A 25,059-nucleotide genomic window follows, 5' to 3' on the forward strand; every position below is an offset into this window, starting at 1 on the left:
TGGCGCCGGTTGGAAAGGTGAAAGCCAATCTTCGCGGCGGCAAGTTCATTTCCCTCGAAGACACCCTGGCGCTGGAGATAAATACCGGAGCAATAGTTAAGGGTGACAAGTTGTGGCTGTTAACCAGGTCTCCTGAAAACGGTAGCGGCCACGCTTCATATACCAGGGCTGGCGCTCTGGTGGTTACATCCAACAGCCACGAGCCGCCAATGGGCCGGGTGAAATCCGCCGGGCATGAAATGGATGGCGAGGTGTACCTGGATTTCACGATTCCCGAGGCTCAACAGCTGAATCCTTTTCTGCCTTTTCTCCAAAGCCTGGCTGACAATTTGGTTGTCAATCATCCGTCCGGGCCGGTGAAGGTGGCGGTGGTGGATGTGGTGAACCAGTATGGCGAAAGAACGGCGGGAGGCGACCATCTGGCGGAATCGCTCCGTCGTTATGTTTGCGGCAGGCCCCAGTTCTCGTGCGCCAATCCAGCCGACATCGCGGTCGGCCTATCGCAAAACAAGGTTTCAACGTCCAGTTGGCTTGGCGACCATGGCGCAATGTTAATGTTGAAAACTCTCAATGCTACAGCGCTAATCAGCGGCCACGCGAGGATGGAGACTGGGATGATTGACCTTGCTCTGCAGGCGGTTTTCATTTCGGATGGCGAAGCCCCGGGCAGGATGTGGCGCAGATTCACTTTTACCCCGGCGGAATTGGGCGTGACTCCGGAGGATTTCGAGAAAGTTACCGCTACCAATCATCCTGTCCCGGCTGGCGCGCTGAAAATATGTGTTAAGGAAACAGCTATACTGGAAGGCGCTAAAGCTGAGTTCATAGAGTACGCTCCGGTGGACCGGTTCAGCGGAAGACGAATCCCTGCAATCGCGGATTTTTACGCATCCCTTGATGGAGAACCGTTGCGTATTGATTTCGCCAACGGGTGTTTTTTCGATGGCGTTATCGCATCCGGAGAACATGAAATCAAATTCGGATTTAGGGCCTCCGGTGACATGGGGGGTTTTGTGGAGAAGGATTTTAAAACAACCATCAGCGCTGGAGAGACTGAACAGATTCACTTGATGGGCGGCATGCAGAACGGCGTTGCTGTAATCGCCGCGGATATTGACAGACAGCGAACGCCTTTAACCAACCAGCCTGTCAGGCAAGCCCCTAAAGACGCTAAAGAGAATTAGCCAGCGGAAGCCTGACTGCCGGAACCCTGCCCTTGCGCGCCCGGTTCTTCGTGATCCACCACCTCGCGGAAATCCTTGCCCGTCTTGAAAAACGGCACTTTCTTGGCGGGAACAGAAACCTTCTCGCCGGTCTTAGGGTTCCTCCCCTCTTTCTGCGCCCGATGCCTTACGCGGAAAGAGCCGAACCCACGGATCTCAACCTTGTCCCCATTGGCCAGCGCTTCAATGATGCTGTTGGTGAAAATGTTGATGATTTCTTCGGCCTGCTGCTTCTTTACATTGATTTTTTCAGCCAGCTTCTCGGCCATTTCGGATTTTGTCATAAAAATCCCCTGCCACCGTAATAGTGATTTCTATTTATGCGCTTCACCAAGAACTACAAGACCCCGACTCAACCAACGGGATGAATGTAACAAAACAAAAACTTCCAGTCAACATCATCCCAAAACAATCCTCAAAAAAAAGGGGGGAGGCTACGCGCCCTACCCCGCCTTGTCTTCGAACACGTCCTCAAAATGAGTGTCCACATACCTGTCGAGCATGTCGTTGAGCCTGTCCTGGAAATAGTCGATGTCCGCTATATCCGTAATATTGTCCAGGAAATGCCTTATTAAAGACTGAACCACGGCCTCTACCTCTTCCAGGGTGAAATCGTTTTCCACCAGAAGCTTGTTTATCGAGGCAACTACGTTGCTTATCTTTTTCTGATCCATCACGGCTCCAAAACGTATCTACTTTTCCGCTGATTATAACAGAAATTAATCTAGGCAAAGAATTTTATCTTTGATTTTCAAGACGATGTGAAGATTAACTAGGTCCCAAGACCGAAAACCGCTCTTTCTGTGGGAAACCGCGCCTTCTTAAAACCTGCTTCGCCACTTTAGAAACGGCGCGAACCGCTTGAAAGCCCCTGCCCGCGACTAAAGTCCTATCAGTATGCGATTTAAAGACCCAACTGTAATTTAGCAATTTGGGTTCAATATTCATTTGACAATTAAGCGCCCATTTTGTAAATTTGAATGCTTCGGGGCTGTGGCGCAGTTGGGAGCGCGCTTGAATGGCATTCAAGAGGCCAGGGGTTCAAATCCCCTCAGCTCCACCAATTCTTTCAATCGGTTTACGGTCTTAAACCCGCCTTCATTTTCTGCGACTACAGTCAAATTGCAGTCAGTTTTGTCCAATACCGACACATCCTTTTTAAGGCTATCCACGCTGTGATGAGCGTATCGTTGCGTCATCCGCATGTCTTTGTGCCCTAAAAGATTCGCTATCGCGTATATGTCCGTACCTGACTGCGAAAGCTTTGTGGCCACTGTGTGGCGCAGATCGTGGAAACGGAAATTCTCGATCCCGGCTCTCTTGCAAGCGGCCCTGAACGCCCGGCCAAGGTGGGATTTGTATTCGCCTGACACATCCCCAATCGGTGAGTCTGCGCTAAGCCGCCTCTTTCACCTCCTGTTCCTTGGGCGGAATTTTACTAAAAATCAAGAATCTCACCCCACCTTCGTTAACGGCTCATACCTGACATGCCGTTGGCCCGCATGCCATAAATCCCAATCGCGCTGGAGGTTCAACCAGAACTCGGGGCCTGTCCGGAATGTTTCGCCAAATGCAAGGGCTGTGTCGGCGGAGACGCCGCGTTTCCCGTTGATGATTTCGTTCAGGCGGGCGTAGGGCCATTTTAAATGGCGGGCTAGCTCCACCTGGGTAATGCCCATCGGCTCTATAAATTCCTTCAACAACATCTCGCCGGGATGCGTAGGGGGGCGTTTTTTCGGTAGCATCGCCATTTCTCCTTAGTGATAATCCAATATCTCGACATTCACAGCGTCATCGCCCTCCCATTGGAAAACGATTCGCCATTGGTCATTGATCCGTAAGCTCCAGTACCCCCGCCTGTCGCCCCTCAACTTCTCCAATCTGTTCGACGGCGGAATCAGCAGGAACTCGACCGAAGGGGCGGCGTTTATCTGGTCTAAAAGCCTCCTTGCCTTTCCATGCAACTCTTTCGGAAGCTTCCGCGCATGACGGCTTTCAACTCCGTCATAAACATCCTGCGTCATCTTCCCGGCCAGATTACGGATCATGAATGGAGTGTATCATATATCGAGATACGATATATGCCTTTTTTCAATAAATTGCGCTCTTAAAATGGCCCTTTGATTGTGAATCATGGGGAAACCGCGTTTCCCACTACAGTCAAATTGCAGTCAAAATCAGCGAAATTGGCCGTAACTGGCCGTAATCGCCGCAAAATACAAATCCTGCCAACAGTCTGAAATAAAAAGCGTAGCGGTCTATCCAAAGCAGTATCAGGCGGTTAGAAAAATACCCTCAAAACCCTTGAAAACGAATGGGGTTCAGGTGGTCGGAGGTTCAAATCCCCTCAGCTCCGCCAAATTCAAATGGTTACAAAAGCCGTTTATCCCACTGTCAACCAAACTGTCAACCACTCCGGTAAACACCCCAGCCGCCTGCCCGGCGATAGCTTTTGTTCAGAGCCTCCGCCGCCTGCTCCAAAACCACGTTTCGGCAAAGATGCGTGTATTTCTCCGACATCCCCAGCGTGGCGTGTCCGAGAAACTCCTGAATCACCCTTTGGTTCATACCGGCCATCGCAAGACGGGAAGACTTGATACTGATGCTTCTGGATTTATTACGTATCTTGGCCGGTTAACGCTCCAGTTGACGGTGCGCAGTCCAGCATTGATTTATTGTAATGCACTATTATTAAATTGATTTATCAAATTCAACGGTTTAACATTATCAAGCCGTCAAGGACATTTGTCCATATTTACTGATTTAGCTACATGTTTCAAAAAGAATTAAGGGTATGGACAAACGAATCACCTTTCTTTCCAAATGTGTTCAAGAACGGCTCGATCTGATACAGCCAATCCCTTCACTCTCCTCCCCGGTGGGATACACATACCCGGACGCAAACGAACTCCAGCAACCGCCAGGAGAAGATCGCCTTGCCCTTGAACAGTTGGCCGAAGGAGGCTTCATTCAGAGAATCTTTTTCGACAAGATTCATCTCTGTCCCAGCTGTGAGCATTACCACCTCAATTTCCGGGAAACGTGCCCAGCCTGCCAGTCCTCCGATGTTTCTATTATCGACATCATCCATCACCTTAAGTGCGCCTACAGTGGCCCGGAAAAGGAGTTCCGGGAGGGAACGCGCCTGGTCTGCCCCAAATGCGCCCGCACTTTGCGCCACATCGGAGTTGATTATGAGAAACCGACCCGGAACTTCCTGTGCGCAAGTTGCTCAAATATCTTCATGGAGCCGAACATCTCCTGCGTTTGCATCCATTGCAACGCGATTACGCCTGTCCACCTTCTTGAAGTTGCGACGCTCAACTCGTACCGGGTAACGACAAAGGGAATGCACGCAGTGGAACGGGGGGTTATAGACGATCCTTTGGGGACGGAATTGTACGTCCGGGAAACTGGCACATATACCTTCGATTTCCTCTGTCATCAACTAAAGCACGAACTCTCCCGCTGGTACCGCTACAAGCGCCAGTTCAGTATCATGGCCCTGGCCTTGATAGTCTCCCCGGAATTCGAGCCGCGTTTCGGCCGGAACGGTTGGCGCCAGTTCCACAAGCTTATATCCGACACCGTCATCGGGACACTGCGGGACTGCGACTTGACCGCCCCGTGGGATGAAGAGAAGTTCGCCATGCTTCTTCCCGATACGCCCGAGCAAAACGCCGTACTCGTAACCGACCGGCTTGCGGAGCGGTTGAACAACCTGGCCCGCGAGCGTTACGAAGGGATGGCCCGCATTACGGCGGCAGTGACCGGTAGCCCCGAGGAGCGTCTCGACGTGGACGGTATCCTGAAATTGCTTGCAGGCCGGCTGAGCGCCTGAGCGCAGGCGAAAGGAGCGCATCTTGATAGAGTGGGCGATCTACCTGATTCGTGACGGCGCCGGCTTTATCGGTGTCACGTTCGATTTTATTATCGCCTCCTGGCCATCCGATTTCGTCCGTATATTCTGGGCTCTCGTGTTTTTGGAGATCCCCCGCTATCTCTTCTCCGATTTCTATGTCCTCTGGCTCCACGCAAAGGGGATATTCGTAGAGCCAACCGGCGTTTCGCCGCTTACACGGCGGCCTCTTATCTCCATTGTCCTGCCGGCCCTCAACGAGGAGGAGATCATCGGCAACACCGTCGCGTCCATGTATGAGCAGGATTACGACAATATCGAGATCATCATCGTTGACGACGGCTCCACCGATGACACGCCCCTCATTTGCCAAAAGCTACAGGCGGAGGGAAAGATCCGTTACTTCCGGTTCGACACGCGCCAGGGGAAATCGGCGGCCCTCAACTTCGGCGCCCGCCTGTCGCGGGGGGAATACATCATATTCGGCGACACGGACTCCACCTTCGACAGAGGCTCCATCACCAACATCATGCGTTATTTCTCCGATCCGAATATCGGGGCTGTCTCCGGGAACCTGGGCGTGCGAAACATGTACGCCAATCTGCTAACAAGGTTTCAGGCCATCGAGTATCTGGTTTCTTTCACCGTGGGACGCCGTTTCAAGGCGGCCACTGGCATACTGTCCATCGCCCCCGGCGCTTTCGGAGCGTTCCGGCGCGACGTGGTGGAGCGTGTGGGAGGGCACGAACCTGGGCCCGGCAACGACTCCGACCTGACAATCCGCATCCGCAAAATCGGGTATCAAATCGCCTTCGCGCCAGACGCCACCTGCCTGACCGACTCTCCCACCCGGTTCCGCCAGTGGCGCAAGCAACGGCTGAGGTGGGACCGCAACATCATCAGGAACCGGGTACGCAAACACAAGGACGTCTTCGATTGGAGAAATATGAGCTTCTCCATTCTCAACCTTATCAGCTTCGTTGACGTCCTCTTTTTCTCGATTTTCCTGTCGATCATCTGGCTGATATATGTCGTGGACATGGCCCTCCACTATTCCGAGGTCGCCGGCATGGTCTTCCTGGCCAACTATTTGCTCCACACCCTTAACAAGTTCGCTCAGGTATCCATCGCGATGACGATTCTGGAACCACAGCGCAGGGATGAATATCTGGCGCTCTATTGGGTCATCCCGCTGTTCAGCTTTTATCGGATAGCCATCCGGCTTGTCCGTATCACCGCCACCGTCCAGGAGATGCTTTTTCGCATGTCTTACCGGGACACCTTCGCGCCGATGCACGTACAGCCGCAGATGGAGGTCTATTAACTATGGCGCGACATCCGGTCATCGCGTTTCTAGCCGCCATCTCACTGGTTTTTTCCCTAACCGCCTGCGTTTCTGGCGTCGCCAAGGAAAAGATCCCGCCACGGTTTACCGGCGGGGAGGCGTTCGAACAGGGGCTTGTCCTATACGTCCGGGGCGAACTCGACGACGCCGCCGACAGGATTAACGAAGCAATCAAGAAGAATCCGCACGACCTGCGCGCAAGAGATCTGGCCGAGATGATCGCCATGGAGCGGGACGGCCACGTAAAAAATCCGGAGGAGCGGCGTGACATCGAAGAGAAACACCGCGAAATGGTCATCACCGAACCCCTGGGAGGTGAAGAAGTTGCGATGCTGGTCGCGGGGCGGCATCCTCGTATCCGGCAAGCGGTTTACACTGTGGCCGCCGCCCGTGGCCGCCTGCGTGAGGCCAACGTTTCCGTCGGCCCCGAATTCACACTCTATAGCCGACTTTCCCCATCGGGATTCATGGTATCCCTTGCGCAAAATCTCTTCGGAGGCCTGTGGAACAGGGACGCGGCTCTTTCCTCCGCGGAATGGGAAGTGATCCAGGCCATGGCCGAATACGCGCGTGTTAAAAACGACGCCCTATACAAGGGGATTGAGGTTTATCTGGACCTGCTTGAGGCCGAGGATACCGTCACCATACTCGCCGATGAAGTAACGGAACGGGAGCGTCAACTCGCCGTGATCCGGCGGCAGGTAGCCCACGGATTTCTTCCGTCGGTGGAGACTCCCCGCATCCAGGCGCATCACGAAACGGCCAAATCTGTGCTGGCCACAATGACCGAGGAGAGGAACTTAGCCCGGATTAGGCTAAACGGCTTTATGGGGCGCCCCCACGAGGCTCCGCTTCCGGTGCGGCGGCAAAGGATTCTTATCTCCCAGCCGGTCAACTTCTACCAAACGCTAAGCGGTTCCGTCTCGTCCCGGCCCGAAATTGCCCGCGCCGATGCTGAGGTCGGCCACTACCGCGGCGTCAAGAAGGAGACCGAGACCGCGGCCCCCGACATCGACCTGAAGGCCGCTTACGGCTCGTCAAGTCAGGCGGCGGAAGGGGATTTTCTTACCGGTACTTCTTTGGGAATACGTATTTCCGCGCCGATTTTGGTTCTGCCGTTGCAAAAGGCCAGGTCTGACAGGATGGAAGCGTTCGTCCGCCGCCTCGAACATGAGGCCCGCTGGACCGAGGCGGTCATGATCGAGGAAGCCGGCCGCGCATACCAGCTTTTTAGCGCACAACAACAGGTTCTGGCCGCCCAGTTGGCCCAACTCAAAACCGGGTATTTGACCGTGTGGAGGGATGAAGCCGCGCTTCGGTGGGCCGGCGGCGATTCTTTGCCGGTTCTCCTTAACAACCGGAGCGAGCATCTGCTCCTGCGCAGGCGCGCCCTGAACGAATATTACGGACTTCAAAAGGCCGCTACGGCGCTCCAACGAGCTTTGGGCGACCTGCCGGAGAAGGTGCGCTTCGAGGACAGCGCCGCGCCAACCGCTTCGGATCAACTCTTTGACACCTTAACATATGGCCCGGCCCGGCATGGCCGGGGCCTATGGGTATGGAAGGCGCCATTTCTGGACGATGAGAAAGAGCGAAGCTTCTTCCTGGACTTTTTGGAAGCCCGGCGCATAGACACCTTGTTTTACTCAGCCGGTTTCAAGCTTCTTTCCGAAAAAGCTGAAGCGTTGGCGGCCTTCCTGACCGCGGCTCACGCCCGGGGAATCAAGGTTCACGCTCTCTCGGGCGCCCCATCCTGGGCCGCAGAGCCGGCCCGCGCCGCAGAGTACGTGGCCGCCGTAGTAGCGTTCAACAAAAATGCCACACGCCAGCAGGCGCGGTTCGACGCGGTTCATCTCGATATAGAGCCACACGCCGATTCCCGATGGAAAAAGGACCGGGTCGGAATGGGCTACGCCCTTCTGGACGCTTTGGAAACAGCCAAGACCGAGGCCGACACCGCCCATATTCCGCTGGCCATAGACCTTCCCGACTGGTATGACACGATCATGCTGAAAGATGGGAACCTGGCCGAAGCGGCGATGGCGAAGGCGGACATGGTGGCCTTGATGGCGTATCGAAAAAATGCGAAAAGCGTGCAAAATGCGACGGTCGGCGAGGAATATATCGCCGCGAACTCCAATCAACGACTCTGGATCGGCCTCTCAACTGATCCAGCCCATCTTGGCGGCTCCCGGCGGCTTATGAGTCCGAACTTCGAGATTCTGCTCGACGATACCGAAGAACGGCTTCGCGGCAAATCCAATACCTCGGTGGCGATTCACGACTACGCCCGCTACCGCCGACTGATAATTGAACAATGAGGAACAGACTTTGAAATTTAACAAACTGAAGAGCTCTACTCCGGATGTGAAAACACAGCCCCCCGGGCGTGGCGCCACGGATCCAACAGGTGGAACACCGGCAAACAAAACCAAGGCGAACCGGAACTTTACATGGAATCGTATTTGGGCTGGCATACTGACGCTACTTGTCATCGGCGGTGGAGTTTATCTTTTTGTCAACATTAGTTGGGTGGTTACAACCGGCATGGTCAACACCTCAACAACCGCCGTAGCTTCCCTGACGGGCGGCAGGGTCGTTGAAATCATGGTCGGCGACGGAGCTAATGTAAAAGAAGGGCAACCAATCATGAAGCTGGCCAATCCGGCCATACAGGCCCGTTATGACGCCGCTAAAGCGCAACTGGATATAGCCCGCGCCCGGTTCACCCGGCTGGAGGCCTCCGGTTTCGGCGAAAACGTTCAAACCTCGTTCGCAAAACTCTCGAAAGCGCGAATTCGGCATGACGCCGCCGTCCGAAACGCCACCCGGGCAGAACGGTTGCTACTCCTTGATGCGATCACCCGCTCCAGATATGAAGATGCGCTAATCCAGTTGGCGGAAACCGCCGCGGACCGGAACCTTGCAGAAGCCGAATGGCGTGGGACAAAAGCCGCGTCCAGCACGACTGGCGAAGGAATAGAGGTGGATCTTAAAAACGAAATGTCTGCGGCAGAGGCGTCTTTGTCGGAAGCCGAGGCGGCCTTGGCAGATCTGACGCTGGTAGCTCCTTCAACCGGGCAAATGACTTGGCTCACGAAAAATCGGGGAGACATAGTGAAACCGTGGGAAGCTGTGGCCCATGTTATCAAGCCGGAATACCAGATAATAGATACATACGTGCGTCTTTCGGATCTGAAGGACATCGCTCCCGGTAGCAAGGCGAGCGTCCGGTTCGGCAACTTCGGAGGCGGACTCGATGGCGTGGTTACGGTCGTCGGCCCCAGGGTAAGCCTCTCTGATGATTCAAATTTCGTTGGGCCGGAGCGGGCCATCACTCCGAGCCGTATTGACGACCTTGTGACCGTTGTCCAAATCAGGCTTACAAATACCGTCCCTGCCAACATCAAGCCGGGCGAGACGGTCAACGTGTGGATCAAACGAAACTGAGTGGATGAGGGTATCATAGCTCTTAAGCAAATCCGGCTTTTTGCTAAAATGGGCATCTTTTCATAAGCCAGCTTGCCGATAGTCTTGCTTATAGCCTTCTTGAAGCGATGGGTGGACTGCGCCCCTTCTACATCAGCCTGTTGTGCGAGTTTGTCTTGCCGGAAAATCCCATCAGAAATGGTTCAGATTAAGGGGAGCCCCCTCACATTTATGGCTTCGCTTAAGAAATTGTCCACACTGAAGAACCGTTATAAATTACGGATTGTATTGTTGTTTTGTGTTAGTGAATCAATTTATGAATTATAATGAAATGGGGTGAGGGGATTTAATTCGCACTTAGTAGTACGGGATGTTATGCGCGTTTTATTAATCGGCCCTTCCGATCCTTCAAAAGGAACCTATTCCTTTATGGCCCCGCCATTAGGAATCTGGCGGATATGCGGGTTTTTACGGTCAAATGGCATTGAATGCCAGGTTTTCGACCCGAATCTTTATGATTTCCCCAATGAGCAATTAGCCCGGATTCTTCTGACTTTGGATTATCAAGTAGTCGGTTTTTCGATGAACGGCTTAACGCTTCATCATGACCTGGCGCTTGTTCACATGGCTAAAAGTTTTTCCCCTTCATCGCTTCTTGTTGCAGGGGGAGTTGAGGCCACATTCAATCACGAACTTATCATGTCAGCGTCTCCGGTGGACGTGATTATCCTGGGTGAGGGGGAGTTTCCGCTTTTTGATATATGCAATGCCGCGCAAAAAGGTTCTGGCTTTGAGGGAATTAAAGGCGCGGTGGTTCGCACATTGAACGGGCCTAAAGTAACATTGAACAGGCCAATGTGTTATGAAGAATATTGCCATGTAAGTTCAATGATTCCTTTAGAGGACATCCCGTTTGAAGCTTATTGGGAGAAGCTGAAAAAGCTGAGGGGAATTGAGCCAGGCGATATTGATGAACAAGACTTGAGGGAGATCCACAGTATCCGGTTGATGACCCTGAATTACTGCCCGTTAAAGTGCTCTTTCTGTTCTTACACAAACTTTCTCAATGTGGCTAGCGGGAAAAAGGGGGTAAAAGCGTGGCGGTTGCCTGCTGAAACGGTTTTGCGGTTGGTTAAAAAAGCCTATGCCGCCCATCCAGAAGTGCGGACGATCATTTTTCAGGATGACCTGTTCACCTTCAAAGATGACAAGCGTCTCAAACCATTATGCGAGGGTATCCTTTTAGCTAAAAAGAACGGGGAATTAGGCGCGAAAATAGAGTTCATCTGTTCAAACCGTGTGGACACGATCCCCACTGGAGACCTTGCTATGATGCGTAACGCCGGATTCAGGCTGATAGGTTACGGAATTGAATCTTTCTCTCTCAGGGTACTCAAAGAGTTCAACAAATCCATAATTTACAACGCCATCGAGCCGGTGATAAATAATACAATTAAAGCGGGCATCACGCCGTTCTTGAACATAATCCTTTCGTCGCCGGAATCAACTATGGATGACATAGTGGTCACCCTGCAAAAGGTCTTTGAATACCAGCGCAAGGGATGCGAGACAAGCATCTATCCATATGTAATTCCCTTCACCGGCGCGGAACTTTCCGGAAAAGCCGCCCATGATTCTTCCATGGTAAAAGAAGTGGCGCATATTCCCGGCGAAGAAGGCTCATTTACAAGGCCAACAAAAATATTGCCCAAGGACGACTTGGCGAGAGATTTCATAGAAGAGCTGGAAACCATGGTAAAGCGGGAAGCCAAGATGGTAATGGACGAGCTGGAGGTAACGCACATGCCATCACGGATGAAGGGGTTGATTACCACTTACACGGCCGCGAAGATAATGGAAAAAAGGAAAATACGCATATCTTTCAAGCCTGAAGATGTCATGTCCTTTATTCTTGAAAGGCGGAGAAATTGAGGACTCTGAACGCGCGTCCGGATGTATCGCCAGGACGCTTTTGGCCATATTTGTAACTGCGCGCATGAAAATCATTCCGCTATTAGCCTTGTTTCTGTTTCTTGGCGGAACGGCCCGGGCGCAGGGATTGGAGGAAGATATTGTGTCCTTTTCGCAAGGGACAGGAAAATACGAACTGCTGATGAACGCGTATGTGGAGAGTTATTCGTTCGCCAATGACACCACGAAGGGAGAGTCTGTGTCATTCGTGTACAGGGATCTGGACAAGCTGACCCTGTTCGCCGAGGAGACATACCAGAGCAAGTTCGGGCGCGATGAAAAGCTCTTCAAGGGAGGCGGAGCCTACAGGATAAACGATAAATTCATTGTCCAGGAAATACTGGCCTATTCAGGCGATAAATGGACATTCCCCAGCTACTCAACTGATACACAGGTCGTCTATCTTCCAGTGAACTATATCGCCGCGCAAGCCGGATATAAATATCTTAAGTTTAGCGATGCGAATGTGGACATATATATTTTAGGGGCTACTTATTATCCAATTATCGAGTTTTATATTAACGTACAGTTAATGCATTCAATTTCCGATTTCGACAATGGCGCCAGGAACGTGCCTAATAATTCATACCTGGCAAAGGCGGGATTCACGCCCGATGCTGACAATGAACTGATCGCTCTGTACTCGAAAAACTCCGAAAGTTTCATGAGCGTGGACAGGATAGGTGAATTTGAAGCCGATACTTACGGCGCCAACTGGAAAAGCCGCCTTCTGGGCAATTGGTGGATGTCATTGTCTTTCACCTATCAGCGCAGGATACATCCAGTGGAAGGCGCGCAAAGGACTTTTGAAGCGGGGGCGATTTACCGATGGTAACGGCGAAGAAAAAGGACAGCCCCGGTTACTGGAACAGCCGGGCCATCCAATACGGCGGCTCAACAGGGGGCTATAAGGCCATTTGCTCTTACGGGATGCCTTTTTTCTACAATAAATACATTGACCTCATCCAGCAAAAGGCGATGAGAAAAATATTAAGGACGCTGGATATCCGGGGAAAAAGCGTTCTGGACGTGGGATGCGGCGTTGGAAGATGGTGCCGGATTCTTTCAGGCATGGGAGCGGAAGTGACTGGGGCGGACCTTTCGGAAGAAATGGTGAAAATCGCCAGGGAAAACAGCGAAGGTTACGGCATCACTTACATCGCCTCACCCGTCTCCTCGATAGACCTTCCTTCGCGCAAGTTCGACCTGGTAACCGCAGTCACGGTCCTCCAGCACATTACAGACGGCGAGGAGTTCAACAAGAGCGCCGCGAACCTCACCAGGCTCCTGAAAAAGGGGGGCAAGGCGCTGATAATGGAGGTGGCGCCCGGCGGAGGCGCGCCGTACATGTTCAGCGATATCCTGTCGGTCAGGACTGCCGGTCAATATATAGCCGCGTTCAAGGCCGCTGGCGCGGCGCTGGAAGGCGTTTATTCGGTGGACGTCACGCCGATAAAGCACAGGCTGTTGCGGCTCACAAAGGGATGGCCCAGGACGCTCATCAATACGCTGATTTTCTTCGCGGTGGTTGTTTCGTTACCAATAGACCTGCTTTTCTCGGGAACCAGGCTACTGCAACGCCATTCGTGGCATAAAGTATTCCTCTTCAGCGTTCCGGACGATTAAGCCGTGCTTTTGACCATAGCCGTCTACTTCATATACAACCTGATATTCGTCCTGGATTTATGGGATACATCCCTCCGTATCTACTGGAGGATGAAACACCTGGGGCCCGGAAAGAAGGTGGGCGGCAAATTCATGGCCTTTCCGACCTCCATACCCATTGAACTTCCCTTCATGCCCGACGAGGAGAAGAAAAAAAGGCTTAAACCTTTCGTAATCCTGGTCTCCGTTTATAACGCCGAGGGATATATCAGGGAATTCCTTGATAAGCACAGGGACTATCTTGATCACATGCTGATAGTTGACGACCACTCCACGGATCAAACTTACCGCATCCTTGAGGAAATGGGCGTCCGCTACACCAGGAACGAGACGAACCTGAAGAAGCCAGCGTCCATCAAGAGGGCGCTAAAGCTCCTTCCCCCGAATATTGAAACAGTGATCGTGATGGATCCAGACTCACACATCATGGAGTCCGGCTATAATCCGCGCCTGAAAGACCTGGAGGAGGTGTTGTCCGACTTTCAAAGGAGCGGAGCCTCGGCCTGCGCTGTGCGCATAAACTTAAAAGAGGAGAAAGGGCTCTTGAGCAGGCTTCAGGAGCTGGAATACATGATATGCATCTCCCTTGGCAGAAAGAGCCTGCTGGACAAGACTGTGCTCTCCGGCATAGCCATCTACCATAGAAAAAACCTGGAGCAGGCCATGGAGGACCACCTCCTGTCGGTTTACGGCGAGGATTTCATGACCTCCCTGCTTATTTTAAGTAACGGAGGCCGCATATATTACGATGGGAGAGTTTTAGTAGACACCGAGGGCAAGCCAACAATTAAGGGGCTTATCTCGCAGAGGATAGGCTGGGACCTGGGCTATATAATGGTTTATTTTTACACACTGGCAAGGATCATGCGGAAAAAGGGGCTGACGCCCCTTCTGCTGGGTGACGCCAGAATGTTTGTCTTTTACAATTATCTTGTCTATCTCGGCGTTTTCGGAATACTTTCCCACCCTTTGAAACTTGTCAGCATCGGGGTCTTGCTTGTGAGTTTCGCCAACCTGGCGGTATTGATGATGGGCCTTCCCCTGCTTACAGTCGATACGCTTTATTCGCCATTGTGGTTCCTTTCCTTTTACATCTCTTACTGCATACTAACAGGAATAATGATCATGTCTGCGGTACAGGGGGCAAAGCGGCGCCGCTATTGGACTTTAATGCCAATCTATCCTTTTTACGCCCTGTTCCTGCTAATTATTAGGACCATAGGTTTCACCAATTACATTTCCCTGCTCGCTTTCGGGAAAAAAATCTACCATGACCACTACTAACATCAGCAAAAAGACATTCATAGTCTTTCTTATCGCTTTTTCCGTGATCCTCTTTGTGGCGATAAGGCTACTTCCGCACATGGACAAGATAAGCATTTCTCAGCCTCCAATGATAATTACCGAGTTTACCGTAATGAGCCTTTCTGATCACGGGCCAGATACATTGAGAGATGTCATAAACAGGGTCAACCGACAGCAGGCGTCAGCCAGGATAATCTTCAAATCCGAAGGGAGCATAAGGCTGGAGGAGCCATTACCCGCGCTGATAAGCGATGGAGCAACGTTGGATGGCGGGGGTAAAATAAGGATCGACGCAAGCGAAATTAGCGAGACCGGTTACGCATGGACGCTCAAAGGTGATGGCCAGACAGTGTTGGGCCTTGCCATTGCTGGCAAGGGGGGGAATGGATTGCTGATGCTTTCCAAAAATAGCGGCGTTGAAAAGTGCGTCTTCGATGGGCTGGGGATCGCCATTTCCATCGGCGCCAACCATGTTTACGTGAAAGACTCCGTTTTCTCGAAAAATGTGATAGCGGTTGAAGTTCTCGATGAAGCGCAGTTTTCGGACATAACCGCTAACAAGATAAGAAACAGCAAAAAGTCGGCCGTCTGGGCCGTGTGGAAACAGCGGAAAACGCCGGCGTTGCTTAAGATTGAGAAGAACGAGGTTTCTGGAAACGAAACCGGCGTTGTCCTGGCTGTGGAGAACGCGAAGTTGCTGGGTAACCACATGACATCCAACAAAGTGGCAGTACATGCGCTAAGCTCCAATAGTATAGAGATCATCGCTAACGAAATATATCAGAATACCCAGCAGGGGATTGTTCTAGAGGAAACCACGGTTAGCTCTGTTTCAAGAAACTCCATATACCAGAACGGCATTTCAGGCCTGCTAATGAAAAGATCTCCCGGCAACAGGATTGACGGGAACCAGATATATTCGAACGGAGCCTATGGCGTGGCCGAAGTCATGTCTAACGCAAAGTCTTCCATTCTTCATAACAGCATCACAGGCAACTTCATTTCCGATAATGGTGATGGGATCTACATGGCCGCCTCATCACCCTTGATAAAGGACAACATCATCACCAAAAACCGGACGTCTGGAATAATGATACAGGACCGTGCGGCGGGCGCGTCTGGCATAACATCCAATCCGCGAATAGAAACCCAAAGAGAGATGACCGATAGCGTTAAAGGCGGCCCGAATGAATGAATACCCGCAGAACCGTTACGAGTTGCTGGAGAGGAAGAGGAATGTTGACGCCGCGTGGTTTCTCACTCTTCCGTTTCTGCTCGTGTTCTCCGGGTTAATATGGCATTCCAGGCTTGCGCCAATCCAATTCATGCCGCTACTCAAGGTGAATCTTGTATTCATGTCCTGTTACATTGCCGCCCACCTTTTTATCGAGAATGTGGAGATGGGCATAAGGTTTGTGCGCCTTTCCATTTTCTTTTCATTCATCCTCATAATGCTACAGATAACAGCCACCATCCATTATCTCGGCGGCTATGAGGGGGTTCCGTTTTTCATGCTTTACCTGATACCCATCATCGCATCGGGAACGCTCTTTACCGGGTGGTACCCGCTGGGATGCGCGGCTATAAGCGCGGCCCTACTCACCATCTTGTTTCTGTTGGAGTCGCCGTCTTTTGTCTGGTATTTGGCCGAACTTGGGGCGCCTTCATCCATCATCGCCGTTTTCAACATTTACCCGCTACCCCACTATTCCATTTTCGGGTTTGATCCGGCTCCCGCAACGCATTTTACAATCCTGCTTTCATCTATATTCATGTTTTTCGCGTTCGCGATGCTGTCCCAAACGACGGCTCCTCTGCTGGACAGGTTGTACCGCCTTAAGGCTTCGATGGAAAAGGACATCGAAGGACGCGAAAATCTATTCAACCTATCCCTGTACAACGCCCCGGTAGGATTCGTAATCGGTTACTGCGCAAATTACCAGCCGGTTTACATCAATAAAGCCGTGTTGAACATGTTCAGGCTGGATGAAACTGTTGTGGCGGGGAATGACATGTTTTCCATGATATCGTTCGAGCCGGAGATACGCGATCTCCTTATATCTAAAATAGACTCCGGGGAGCCTGTCAACATCAACATAACATCCATCACGATGGCCGACGGGTCGAAGGTATTTTTCGAGATCCGCCTGAATTTCCTCGATTACCCCGCCCCGGAAGGCGAGGAGCGGATGTTCCTCCTGATAATAAACAACCTGACCACTGAGGTGAAGCTGAGCAATATCGTGGAGAATTCCAGTGACGCGATAGTGTTCCTGGACCTTTCCAGCAGGGTGAATTACTTCAACCGCGCCGCTCAATCGATATTTCCAGGCATTGCCAAAGGGGCGCTGTTTGAGTTCATCCTCGACGCCACGGGGGCTTTCGGCGGCCGGGACATCTGCAGGGACATAGTTATAGGCAAACCCATGGACGGCAAGGTGCAATTTGAGGAGAAGACCTACATTTTTTCATCGTTCTTCATGCGCGACGCGACGGGTCTGGGGCTTGGCGTCCTTTTTTCGCTTAAGGACATTACCAATGAAGAGACATTCTTTAACCTAAGTGTGAAGGACGAGCTTACCGGCTTATACAACCGGAGATATTTCTTTGACTTGCTGGAGAAGGAACTGGCCCAGTCCGAAAGATACCCGAAACCGCTAAGCCTCGCCATTTTTGACATAGATTTTTTCAAAAAGATAAACGACACCTACGGCCACCAGGCTGGAGATATGATACTGAAGGCCTTCGCTAACACTGTCTCGTCATCAATAAGGAAGGCGGATATAGTGGCCAGGATTGGCGGGGAGGAATTCGCCATTTACATGCCATTTGTTGACGTTAAAGGCGCAGGTGTCATCTGCGAAAAGCTTCGGGTGAATGTGGAAAATCTTTCCCCATCATTCAACGGCCAGCGAATACCTGTAACCTGCTCCATCGGCATCGCGGAATATAGCCAGAAAGATAAAGTGGACAGCCTTTTCGCGCGAGCCGATGGCGCCTTGTACAAAGCGAAAAATGGTGGAAGGAATCAAGTTGTCACTTCCGAATGATGTCACCCCTGAAAACTGGCGTATGGCTTAGCCAGGTCGTGAGGAGCCCCCTCACACCCTATAACTGGCCGATTAGCTTTCCAGCCGCGGTGCGAAGTCCGTTGCTTTCAACCGTTTTCCTTCTGTCCCTCTGGCAATTGGGCCTGCTCTACCGTTGTGGAGCTTTGCGAGAGCTGTTCCTTGAAATTCTTTATTCCCTTACCAAGCCCTCCGCCTATTTCGGGCAACCTTTTGGCGCCGAACATCAGCATCACCACCAGCATAATCACTATCAGCTCCGGCATCCCAAGACCTAACATCGGGTTTTCCTTTCCAGCATTAAATTGCTTTATCCGCCCACATGGACCATTTGCGGTTTTATCGCTTCTTCGTTCAACTCGTTTCTAACACCGTTTTTCTTCATCACCGCGTTTATGATTGCTACGGAAATCTCCTCATCTGACGCGCCGCCGCCTGCCATGGCGCCAAGATCAACCGATTCGCCGCCGAACAGACAGGTCAGCAATTTACCGGACGATGTTAGCCGCAACCTGTTGCAGTCCGCGCAAAAATGGCGGCTGACCGCGGAAATAAACCCCAACTCCCCTTTCGCTCCGGCCAGATGGTACACTTCGGCCGGGCCACTCCAGCGCGGTGTGTCCAACCTGGACAACACGCCCATATTTTCTACAATACTTTTCACTTCGCTCATGGGCACGAACCTTTTTTCGTTCCAATAAGCGGCCGCCGTGGGCATCAGTTCTATGAACCTGACCTGCGCTTTCATCACCCGGGAGAGCTTTACGAACCTGGGTATCTCGTTATCATTCACTCCACGGATCACAACCATATTCATTTTTACGGATTGGAATCCAGCCGCCATGGTGGCGCGGATGCCGCTCATCACCTTCCCCAACCCGTCATGACCAGTGATGCTTTGATACTTAGCCCTGTCCAGCGAATCCAGGCTTATATTGACGCTTCGCGCCCCGGCGTCACGCAACTTTCCCGCCAGTGAGTTCAGCATAAGCCCGTTGGTAGTTATGGCTACCTGCCCTATTCCGTGAATCGCCGAAATTTGGCCGATAAAGTTTATGATCCCTTTTCTAAGCAACGGTTCGCCGCCGGTGATTCGTATCTTGCTTACTCCAAGACCGGCAAATACTTTTGCGAGCCGGAGCATGTCCCGTAACGGAAGCATGCCGCAATCTGTATGGCGCGAGGCGCTAACGCCGGGCCTGCAATAGGCGCACGACAGGTTGCACCTGTCCGTGATGGACATCCGTAAATATTTTACGCGCCGGTTGAACCCGTCAACCAACCGTCCGTTCATCTGTCTCCCCCGCTATTTATGCCGCTCCAGCGGCCATGGAATACGCCTTGTAAGTGAAGAAGGCCACCTGTTTCCATGAAAGTTCCACAGGCTTGTAACCGTTAACAGCCCCAACTTCTGAACCGCCCAGGGCCATGGTAATATCGCGCGCCAGGGCAAGGGTGGAGTCTTCAGGAGACTGGCTATCCTTAAGGCAAATAACCGGTTTTCCGAAGGCTCCGGCCAGGTTGTGTATGGGGCTTTGGGATTTCTTCGTGTAAGGCAAAACCACCGTGTCCGCCGCGGCGAAGTACTTGAGCATTTCAAGGAACGGCACATAACGAAGATCCAGCGACACGTCGTTTTGCAAACCGTTTTTAGTTACAAGACCGGCCGGATCGGTAAACCCATCCACAGGCTGTCCGGCTATTAACAGCTTTGCGTTAGAGACCTGGCTTTTCACCCGGGCGAACGCGTCTATAAGATACTCAACACCTTTACCCTTGTTGATGTAGCCGAAGAAAAGCGCCACCCTGGCCGAATCGGATAGGCCCAGCGCGGCGCGCGCTTCTTTCCTGGTAAAAAGATTTGCCAGGGTTTCGAAACAAACGTAATCCGGAACCACCAGTATTCTCCCGGATTCTATTTCGAATAGGTCTGAAAGGACGGCCTTGCAATAATCCGAGTGGGCTATTATCGCGTCCATTTCGTTATAGATACCGGCCCACCACTTTATCCGCGAGAACCTGTTCTTGTGCGGAAGGATGTTTCCCGGCGTGTAAACAAGTTTGGCGGGGGTTGTAAGCCTTACAATCTTCAATAGCGCAAGCCCGGCGGTGGCTGAAGGAAACCATTTAAAATGGACGATATCCGGATTTATCCGTTTTATATGCCGGGCCGCGGAAAAATGCTCCCACGGGCTCAACAAATTGCCTTTTTCCGAAAATAACTTTATTACTTCATATTGTCTGGGCAGGTTATCCAACTCGTAATCTTTTGCGGTGAGCAACGTAACTTCGCAACCGTACCGGGATAATGCCGAACAAAGACTGTAGGCGGAATGGCTCAGCTTGCCCTTGCCAGCGGCTTCTACAATCACCACCTTGTTTACCGGCATGTCATGTATCCCCCTTCATTTAAAAATTCCCGCCGCCGCTTTCATTGAGGAGGCGAAACCTTATGCAAACAGCGGCGGGAAATAAAGCCGGAGAAGGCTATAAATACCTTCTCCGGACCTCTTGGGGCTAATCGTCTATAACCCCGCTTAGTACTCCAACTGCAACCGCGAGAACACGGTGGTGATGTTGCGGGACTTGTCCGCTTCCACGGTCATGTGGGAGCCGGCGCCAAGGGCGGCGTAGTCCACACCGAATTCGAGGTTGAGAGACTCGCCCAGGTTGTATTTACCCTGGACATAAACATCCGTGCCGATGTCCTTGGAAACCCCGGACGGAGCGTCACTGCTCTGGAACCAGCCAACGGCGGCGTAAATGCCGAGTTTGCTGTCCACGGGAATGTCAAGGTTAGCCTGGACGGTGGTAAGACCCCGGCCAAGGTTCTGGTTGCCGTAGGAGCCGCCATCTATGTTGACCGGATCGTCAATGCCAGTGTCCGTGGGACCCTGGATGTTGAGCTTGCCGGTGTAACCATAATACCCATGGTGGCCGATAAGCGACATCGGGGTGATGAAGGAGCTGGCGGTCTTGGTGGTGGAGCCGTAATCCTTGTCACCGGAGCCGTAAAGCCCCATCAGGCCCAGGGTCATGCCGCTCACCGGGATCTTGGCTTCCAGTTTCGCCGCCACACCGTTGGACTTCACGTCCCCACCGGTAAGGCTAAGGCTACTGCCCATAACGAAAGCGTTAACCTTCGCGCCGCCCAGATCCGTGGCGTAACGGACACCGTATATGGCAAGAGAGCCGTCGCCCACGCCTTTCTGGATGTCCAGATAGTAAACGGAGGCGCCAAGCCCACCCATATCCAGGTCGAACACGTAGGCGTCCAGGTCGTCCTTCGCTTTCCCGGTGTCACCTAAATCGTTCTCGTTGTTCTCCAGCAACTTGGCGAAACCAACCCTGTAACCGACACCGCCCACATCGCCCACAAAGGCCAGCGTAAGGGGGTTGAAGTCCCAATCTCCGGAAAAGAGCGTGTCGCCGAACTTGTCGGACACGGGAACCAGACCGGCCACGCCCGTCACGCTATCGGAAAGTTTCGCCGCAATATAAGCGTGGCGCAGGCCGAAAGCAGGGTCACCGCTGTTATTGGTCCTGGCGTTGGAGGTGTTCTCCTTGATGTGCCCGATATTAAACTGGGTGTGGGCGGAAACTGTGTCGCTGATCTTCGCTTCGATAGTGGGACGCCACCTCAGCCGCGCGGCGGACACGTTCTCGTCGCCGAAGGTTTCCGTGTCACCCCTGGAATCGGAGTAATAGTTGATCCTGAACTGGCCGTGATAAGTAAACTCGGCGGCCATGGCGGGGCTTCCGCTCATTACGAGCAGAAATGACGCCAACAGCAATAAGGGGTAAGTAATCTTGAATTTGCCTCTGTTCGTTTTCATCATGTGAGCGCCTCATAATGTTTTGGTGGCGGCCGGATGTCTTTACTTGCCAAACCAACGAACCTCTTTAGCGACAAGCTATGCCTGACGCAAAAATAGACCTGCCCGTTGTTTTGACTGCTCCTCAGCTAACAAGAAAAGAAAGGCCTTACCATCATCAAGCAATCATGGCGCCACTCATACCTGGACAATGAGTGTGAAGGGCGTCCAAGAATATCGTTCAACTTTTCAACCGATTACAATGAGAACAGGTTAACTGAATAGACCTGTTCCTACCCTGGAACAAACCGTGTGCTACAAAAGTTACAATAGCTGTTCCCTTTGGGAACAGTAGTCTTCAATGGACCAAAAGAGTTATGGAGGGTGTCTGAGGGGTGATTAAGGATGGTTTTCAACCCAATGGGCGCCATCGCGGGTGAACTCTTTTTTCCAGATGGGCGTTCTTTTTTTAAGTTCGTCTATAAGCCATTCGCAGGCGTCGAAGGCGGAAGCGCGATGGATGCTGGTAACGCCGACGAACACTATGTTTTCCCCGATACCAATCTCCCCTATCCGGTGGATTATGCCGCATTCCAAAATGCCGAACTTGGCTTTCGCATCGCGCTCCAGCTCCAAAAGGGTTTTTTGCGCCATATCAGAATAACATTCGAATTCCAACCGGATGATATCCATCCCCCTGGACTGGCCCCTGGCCGTTCCCACGAAAAACACCACGGCCCCCGCGCGGTTATCTTTCCGGAGCAGGTACCGGGTTTGTTCTTTAACATCGAAATCCTCGCGCTGGATCCGGATCATCACAAGCCCCCGGACAAAGGAGGGATCACAGCTACCTCATCGGTATCACCAACCATGGAATTAAGATCCGCCATTTCCCCGTTTATGGAGTATAGAAGATGTGGATTCTGGATTTGCGAAGGTCTCACCTCGGCTTGCCTGGCCACCGCGAAAAGAAAAAGGCTCAACTCCATTGGCGCGTCCAGTTTAATCATAATGGAATCCACGCCTACCCTTTCCCTAACAGAAGCAAAAAGCAACAGCTTGGCCAATACCGCCTCCGATATTATGTTTGATTCGGCAAGGGTACATAAGCTAAAACCATACCTTTCACCCAGGCTGGCCAAATTCATTCCTCAAAGGAACTAAAACGCCTAAATGGAGCGCAACGTGTGGGCTATTATGGAACATGTATATTCCCTAGTGGAGCCTGTTTCCCATTGAAAATGAAGGATTCTATCGCACTGCAAAACGTATCTATTTCACATGTCTCCAACAGAACAGGCGATGAGAGGATTGCGCCCCCCCCCTTCCCGGTAGTGTCTCAGTTTGAAAGTACAGGGGAGATTCTTCACTTACGCTCAGAATGACAATATAATAGTCGTTAATAACATTGTCATCCTGAGCGAAGCGCAAGCGCAGTGAAGGATCTGTCCATTATTTGAGATCCAAACTGAGACACCACCCCCTCCCCCTTCGCATTGCCGTATTGGCCCGTAAATTGCTAAGATGAAATAAGGCCATGTTTCCAGGCCATGCTATTTAGCCGACGATAGATCTACTGATAACATTAATGCATGTGGAAAGATAAAGAATGGGGAAGTACGTAATTTTTAGCAGGACCGCCTTGGCCACAAAGCTTGTGGCGGTCTTTATTTTCCTGGCGCTAGTCATCCCTCCGGTTCCGGCGGTGGGAGAGATTCTTGGCGTGGAAGAAGAAGCGGCGCTGGAAGAAGAGGAGCCGGCTCCGGAGGAAGTATTGACCCCATCGCCCGATCATCCCGGGCTTTTCACGAATCCGGCTGGAGAGCTTGTGGACGACCTGGGGATAATCATCCGTCTGGCTGAAAATGAGAGCCTTTGCATAAAGTGCCATTATGGGAAATCCGAGCATGAGAAGCTTGTGCTGGGGTGGGACAAGAGCAAACACGCAATGCGCGGGATGTCCTGCGCCAAATGCCATGGCGGCAATTCCGCCGCTTCCGTTCTGGCCGACGCCAAGAAGGAATCCACCGGTTTCAAACATATAAAAGACGCCTTGTCCACCCTGACCGGTGAAAGGGCGATACAAGCGGCATTTGAATATTGCGGTAGTTGCCATGGCGAAAAATACAGGGAGTGGTCTGCCGGTATTCATGGCAAGAGGCTCGGATACTGGAATGGCGAAAAGCAGATGTGGGTATGCGTGAAGTGCCATAACCCTCACAATCCGAAAATCAGGAAGATCAAGCCAAAACCCGCGCCGGTTAAGCCTTCGGAGATAGGTGTTAAATCGCAAAACGTGGCTAAGGGCAAGTAGGGGTTGAAGATGCCGAACGAAAACGAGAATAAATGCGCTGATAAAAACCTGGACCGCAGGAGATTTTTAAAATCCGCCGCCGTGGGGGCGGCTGGGCTTGCCTTGTCTTCATGCAGTTCGTCCAGTTTCCAGGCCTTTTTCCAGGATCATTTCCGCGAGATGGACAAAGACGAGCTTCTTTCCACATTAAAAAGGATGGAAGAGGAGTACTCGAAAAAGTATGGCAAAAAGTTCACGGTATCGGCCGAGGCGCCGATAGATGAAACCCTTTTTGGCTACGGGCTGGACATATCAAGATGCATAGGATGCAGAAGATGCGTTTACGCCTGCGTGGAGGAGAATAACCAGTCGAGGGACCCTCAAATTCACTGGATATCCGTCCTGCGCTTCAAGAAGGGCGACAAATGGATGGATCTCGAAAATTCCACGAAATACTATGATCCGGAAAAAGTGCCAGAGGATGGCTATTTCTATGTGCCCATAGCTTGCCAGCAGTGTGAAAATCCGCCATGCACGAAGGTGTGCCCTGTGCAGGCCACATGGAAAGAGCCCGACGGCATCGTGGTGGTGGATTACAACTGGTGCATAGGATGCCGTTATTGTATGGCGGCCTGCCCTTACGGGGCCAGGCATTTCAACCTCACCGATCCCGGATTGCCCGCTGAAGAGGTTAATCCGAAAACCCATTATCTTGGCAACCGGCCCCGCCCGCGCGGAGTGGTGGAGAAATGCACGTTCTGCATCCAGCGCACCCGCAAAGGGTTGTATCCGGCATGTTCCGAGATATGCCCCATGGGCGCGCGCAAGTTCGGAAACATTCTGGATCCGGAAAGCGAAATCCGTTACCTGATAGACAAGAAGAGGGTTTTCCGTCTGAAAGAAGACCTGAACACGTTGCCGAAGTTTTACTATTTCATCTAGCGGCTCCGGTGAAGACTGGAGCCTGATCACGCATATTGGGAGGACAATTTCTTGAAGCACAAGGTCAGGAATTTTCTGGCGGCCCTTTCCGAGGTTACCAGGGGGGGCAAGCTATATTACAGATGGGTGGCCGCGCTGTTATTC

25 protein-coding genes and 1 tRNA gene are annotated in these 25,059 nt (G+C 52.0%); 14 read left to right on the top strand and 12 right to left on the bottom strand.

The genetic code is table 11. The annotated features are described in order from the left end of the window. Positions 1–17 precede the first annotated feature (17 nt). Positions 18–1,184, top strand: a complete 1,167-nt coding sequence (locus HY751_00855; GenBank protein MBI4664936.1) for a hypothetical protein — start codon at positions 18–20, stop codon at positions 1,182–1,184. Here HY751_00855 and HY751_00860 read toward each other — a convergent pair. Further along, positions 1,181–1,507, bottom strand: a complete 327-nt coding sequence (locus HY751_00860) for an integration host factor subunit beta (GenBank protein MBI4664937.1) — start codon at positions 1,505–1,507, stop codon at positions 1,181–1,183. The genes HY751_00855 and HY751_00860 overlap by 4 nt on opposite strands. Before the next feature lie 159 nt (positions 1,508–1,666). Beyond that, a complete protein-coding gene (locus HY751_00865) occupies positions 1,667–1,897 on the bottom strand; it encodes a hypothetical protein (GenBank protein MBI4664938.1) in 231 nt (76 codons plus the stop codon). A 313-nt stretch (positions 1,898–2,210) separates the two neighbouring features. Here HY751_00865 and HY751_00870 point away from each other — a divergent pair. After that, a tRNA-Ala gene (locus tag HY751_00870) sits at positions 2,211–2,286 on the top strand. On the opposite strand, the gene HY751_00875 is transcribed toward HY751_00870, so the two are convergent. From HY751_00875 to HY751_00890, 4 genes are all read right to left on the bottom strand, one after another. Next, entirely contained in the window at positions 2,249–2,605 is a 357-nt protein-coding gene (locus HY751_00875) for a site-specific integrase (protein ID MBI4664939.1), read from the bottom strand. The genes HY751_00870 and HY751_00875 overlap by 38 nt on opposite strands. Before the next feature lie 72 nt (positions 2,606–2,677). Next, positions 2,678–2,968 (bottom strand): HigA family addiction module antidote protein, encoded by a 291-nt coding sequence (locus HY751_00880; GenBank protein MBI4664940.1) that lies wholly within the window; start codon positions 2,966–2,968, stop codon positions 2,678–2,680. A 12-nt stretch (positions 2,969–2,980) separates the two neighbouring features. After that, positions 2,981–3,271 (bottom strand): type II toxin-antitoxin system RelE/ParE family toxin, encoded by a 291-nt coding sequence (locus HY751_00885; protein ID MBI4664941.1) that lies wholly within the window; start codon positions 3,269–3,271, stop codon positions 2,981–2,983. Positions 3,272–3,629: 358 nt separating this feature from the next. Continuing rightward, on the bottom strand, positions 3,630–3,791 hold the full coding sequence (locus tag HY751_00890) for a hypothetical protein (protein MBI4664942.1): 162 nt from the start codon (positions 3,789–3,791) through the stop codon (positions 3,630–3,632). A gap of 226 nt (positions 3,792–4,017) precedes the next feature. Here HY751_00890 and HY751_00895 point away from each other — a divergent pair, with 226 nt between their 5' ends. The 10 genes from HY751_00895 to HY751_00940 all read left to right on the top strand — a co-directional run bounded on the left by HY751_00895 (position 4,018) and on the right by HY751_00940 (position 17,847). Further along, positions 4,018–5,064 carry a diguanylate cyclase gene (locus tag HY751_00895; protein MBI4664943.1) on the top strand — a complete coding sequence of 349 codons (1,047 nt, stop codon included), beginning with the start codon at positions 4,018–4,020 and terminating at the stop codon, positions 5,062–5,064. A gap of 22 nt (positions 5,065–5,086) precedes the next feature. Further along, a complete protein-coding gene (locus HY751_00900; GenBank protein ID MBI4664944.1) occupies positions 5,087–6,406 on the top strand; it encodes a glycosyltransferase family 2 protein in 1,320 nt (439 codons plus the stop codon). Between the two features lie 2 nt (positions 6,407–6,408). Next, on the top strand, positions 6,409–8,748 hold the full coding sequence (locus HY751_00905; GenBank protein ID MBI4664945.1) for a TolC family protein: 2,340 nt from the start codon (positions 6,409–6,411) through the stop codon (positions 8,746–8,748). Continuing rightward, a complete protein-coding gene (locus HY751_00910; protein MBI4664946.1) occupies positions 8,738–9,877 on the top strand; it encodes a biotin/lipoyl-binding protein in 1,140 nt (379 codons plus the stop codon). The genes HY751_00905 and HY751_00910 overlap by 11 nt, the downstream gene beginning before the upstream one ends. 315 nt (positions 9,878–10,192) lie before the next feature. Next, positions 10,193–11,788 (top strand): cobalamin B12-binding domain-containing protein, encoded by a 1,596-nt coding sequence (locus tag HY751_00915; protein ID MBI4664947.1) that lies wholly within the window; start codon positions 10,193–10,195, stop codon positions 11,786–11,788. Positions 11,789–11,852: 64 nt separating this feature from the next. Next, positions 11,853–12,662: a YaiO family outer membrane beta-barrel protein gene (gene yaiO, locus HY751_00920; protein ID MBI4664948.1), complete on the top strand. Its 810-nt coding sequence runs from the start codon at positions 11,853–11,855 to the stop codon at positions 12,660–12,662. After that, complete coding sequence (locus HY751_00925; GenBank protein MBI4664949.1) at positions 12,656–13,453, top strand: class I SAM-dependent methyltransferase; 798 nt, start codon at positions 12,656–12,658, stop codon at positions 13,451–13,453. The genes yaiO and HY751_00925 overlap by 7 nt, the downstream gene beginning before the upstream one ends. A 9-nt stretch (positions 13,454–13,462) precedes the next feature. Beyond that, the gene (locus HY751_00930; GenBank protein ID MBI4664950.1) at positions 13,463–14,776 is read left to right on the top strand and encodes a glycosyltransferase family 2 protein; all 1,314 of its coding nucleotides are present in this window, start codon (positions 13,463–13,465) and stop codon (positions 14,774–14,776) included. Continuing rightward, positions 14,763–15,992 carry a right-handed parallel beta-helix repeat-containing protein gene (locus HY751_00935; GenBank protein MBI4664951.1) on the top strand — a complete coding sequence of 410 codons (1,230 nt, stop codon included), beginning with the start codon at positions 14,763–14,765 and terminating at the stop codon, positions 15,990–15,992. The genes HY751_00930 and HY751_00935 overlap by 14 nt, the downstream gene beginning before the upstream one ends. Next, complete coding sequence (locus HY751_00940) at positions 15,985–17,847, top strand: diguanylate cyclase (GenBank protein MBI4664952.1); 1,863 nt, start codon at positions 15,985–15,987, stop codon at positions 17,845–17,847. Before HY751_00935 ends, HY751_00940 begins: the two co-directional genes overlap by 8 nt. Positions 17,848–17,954: 107 nt before the next feature. Here HY751_00940 and tatA read toward each other — a convergent pair whose 3' ends face one another. The 6 genes from tatA to HY751_00970 form a co-directional block, all read right to left on the bottom strand. After that, a complete protein-coding gene (tatA, locus tag HY751_00945; GenBank protein ID MBI4664953.1) occupies positions 17,955–18,146 on the bottom strand; it encodes a twin-arginine translocase TatA/TatE family subunit in 192 nt (63 codons plus the stop codon). A 29-nt stretch (positions 18,147–18,175) separates the two neighbouring features. Next, positions 18,176–19,159: a GTP 3',8-cyclase MoaA gene (gene moaA / locus HY751_00950; GenBank protein MBI4664954.1), complete on the bottom strand. Its 984-nt coding sequence runs from the start codon at positions 19,157–19,159 to the stop codon at positions 18,176–18,178. Positions 19,160–19,175: 16 nt separating this feature from the next. Continuing rightward, on the bottom strand, positions 19,176–20,255 hold the full coding sequence (locus HY751_00955) for a glycosyltransferase (GenBank protein ID MBI4664955.1): 1,080 nt from the start codon (positions 20,253–20,255) through the stop codon (positions 19,176–19,178). Between the two features lie 147 nt (positions 20,256–20,402). Beyond that, complete coding sequence (locus HY751_00960) at positions 20,403–21,701, bottom strand: hypothetical protein (protein ID MBI4664956.1); 1,299 nt, start codon at positions 21,699–21,701, stop codon at positions 20,403–20,405. A 378-nt stretch (positions 21,702–22,079) separates the two neighbouring features. After that, a complete protein-coding gene (locus HY751_00965; GenBank protein ID MBI4664957.1) occupies positions 22,080–22,496 on the bottom strand; it encodes a molybdenum cofactor biosynthesis protein MoaE in 417 nt (138 codons plus the stop codon). Continuing rightward, complete coding sequence (locus HY751_00970) at positions 22,496–22,702, bottom strand: MoaD/ThiS family protein (GenBank protein ID MBI4664958.1); 207 nt, start codon at positions 22,700–22,702, stop codon at positions 22,496–22,498. The genes HY751_00965 and HY751_00970 overlap by 1 nt, the downstream gene beginning before the upstream one ends. 587 nt (positions 22,703–23,289) lie before the next feature. Between HY751_00970 and HY751_00975 the strand changes: the two genes are divergently transcribed. Together HY751_00975 and HY751_00980 are read left to right on the top strand one after the other, a co-directional pair. Next, positions 23,290–23,994, top strand: coding sequence for a cytochrome c3 family protein (locus tag HY751_00975; protein ID MBI4664959.1), 705 nt, complete (start codon positions 23,290–23,292; stop codon positions 23,992–23,994). Between the two features lie 9 nt (positions 23,995–24,003). Further along, positions 24,004–24,915 (top strand): 4Fe-4S dicluster domain-containing protein, encoded by a 912-nt coding sequence (locus HY751_00980; GenBank protein MBI4664960.1) that lies wholly within the window; start codon positions 24,004–24,006, stop codon positions 24,913–24,915. Positions 24,916–25,059: the final 144 nt, after the last annotated feature.

The organism is Nitrospinota bacterium (genome assembly GCA_016208975.1).
Classification (GTDB): domain Bacteria; phylum Nitrospinota_A; class UBA7883; order UBA7883; family JACRLM01; genus JACQXA01.

What these genes read in the sequence shown, in the direction of transcription:
- HY751_00975 (MBI4664959.1), top strand. Translation starts at nt 23,290, where the DNA reads ATGGGGAAGTACGTAATTTTTAGCAGGACCGCCTTGGCCACAAAGCTT.
- HY751_00905 (MBI4664945.1), top strand. Translation starts at nt 6,409, where the DNA reads ATGGCGCGACATCCGGTCATCGCGTTTCTAGCCGCCATCTCACTGGTT.
- HY751_00980 (MBI4664960.1), top strand. Translation starts at nt 24,004, where the DNA reads ATGCCGAACGAAAACGAGAATAAATGCGCTGATAAAAACCTGGACCGC.
- HY751_00955 (MBI4664955.1), bottom strand. Translation starts at nt 20,255, where the DNA reads ATGCCGGTAAACAAGGTGGTGATTGTAGAAGCCGCTGGCAAGGGCAAG.
- HY751_00860 (MBI4664937.1), bottom strand. Translation starts at nt 1,507, where the DNA reads ATGACAAAATCCGAAATGGCCGAGAAGCTGGCTGAAAAAATCAATGTA.
- HY751_00885 (MBI4664941.1), bottom strand. Translation starts at nt 3,271, where the DNA reads ATGATCCGTAATCTGGCCGGGAAGATGACGCAGGATGTTTATGACGGA.
- HY751_00940 (MBI4664952.1), top strand. Translation starts at nt 15,985, where the DNA reads ATGAATGAATACCCGCAGAACCGTTACGAGTTGCTGGAGAGGAAGAGG.
- HY751_00865 (MBI4664938.1), bottom strand. Translation starts at nt 1,897, where the DNA reads ATGGATCAGAAAAAGATAAGCAACGTAGTTGCCTCGATAAACAAGCTT.
- HY751_00880 (MBI4664940.1), bottom strand. Translation starts at nt 2,968, where the DNA reads ATGCTACCGAAAAAACGCCCCCCTACGCATCCCGGCGAGATGTTGTTG.
- moaA (MBI4664954.1), bottom strand. Translation starts at nt 19,159, where the DNA reads ATGAACGGACGGTTGGTTGACGGGTTCAACCGGCGCGTAAAATATTTA.
- HY751_00965 (MBI4664957.1), bottom strand. Translation starts at nt 22,496, where the DNA reads ATGATCCGGATCCAGCGCGAGGATTTCGATGTTAAAGAACAAACCCGG.
- HY751_00925 (MBI4664949.1), top strand. Translation starts at nt 12,656, where the DNA reads ATGGTAACGGCGAAGAAAAAGGACAGCCCCGGTTACTGGAACAGCCGG.
- HY751_00935 (MBI4664951.1), top strand. Translation starts at nt 14,763, where the DNA reads ATGACCACTACTAACATCAGCAAAAAGACATTCATAGTCTTTCTTATC.
- HY751_00895 (MBI4664943.1), top strand. Translation starts at nt 4,018, where the DNA reads ATGGACAAACGAATCACCTTTCTTTCCAAATGTGTTCAAGAACGGCTC.
- yaiO (MBI4664948.1), top strand. Translation starts at nt 11,853, where the DNA reads ATGAAAATCATTCCGCTATTAGCCTTGTTTCTGTTTCTTGGCGGAACG.
- tatA (MBI4664953.1), bottom strand. Translation starts at nt 18,146, where the DNA reads ATGTTAGGTCTTGGGATGCCGGAGCTGATAGTGATTATGCTGGTGGTG.
- HY751_00960 (MBI4664956.1), bottom strand. Translation starts at nt 21,701, where the DNA reads ATGAAAACGAACAGAGGCAAATTCAAGATTACTTACCCCTTATTGCTG.
- HY751_00890 (MBI4664942.1), bottom strand. Translation starts at nt 3,791, where the DNA reads ATGAACCAAAGGGTGATTCAGGAGTTTCTCGGACACGCCACGCTGGGG.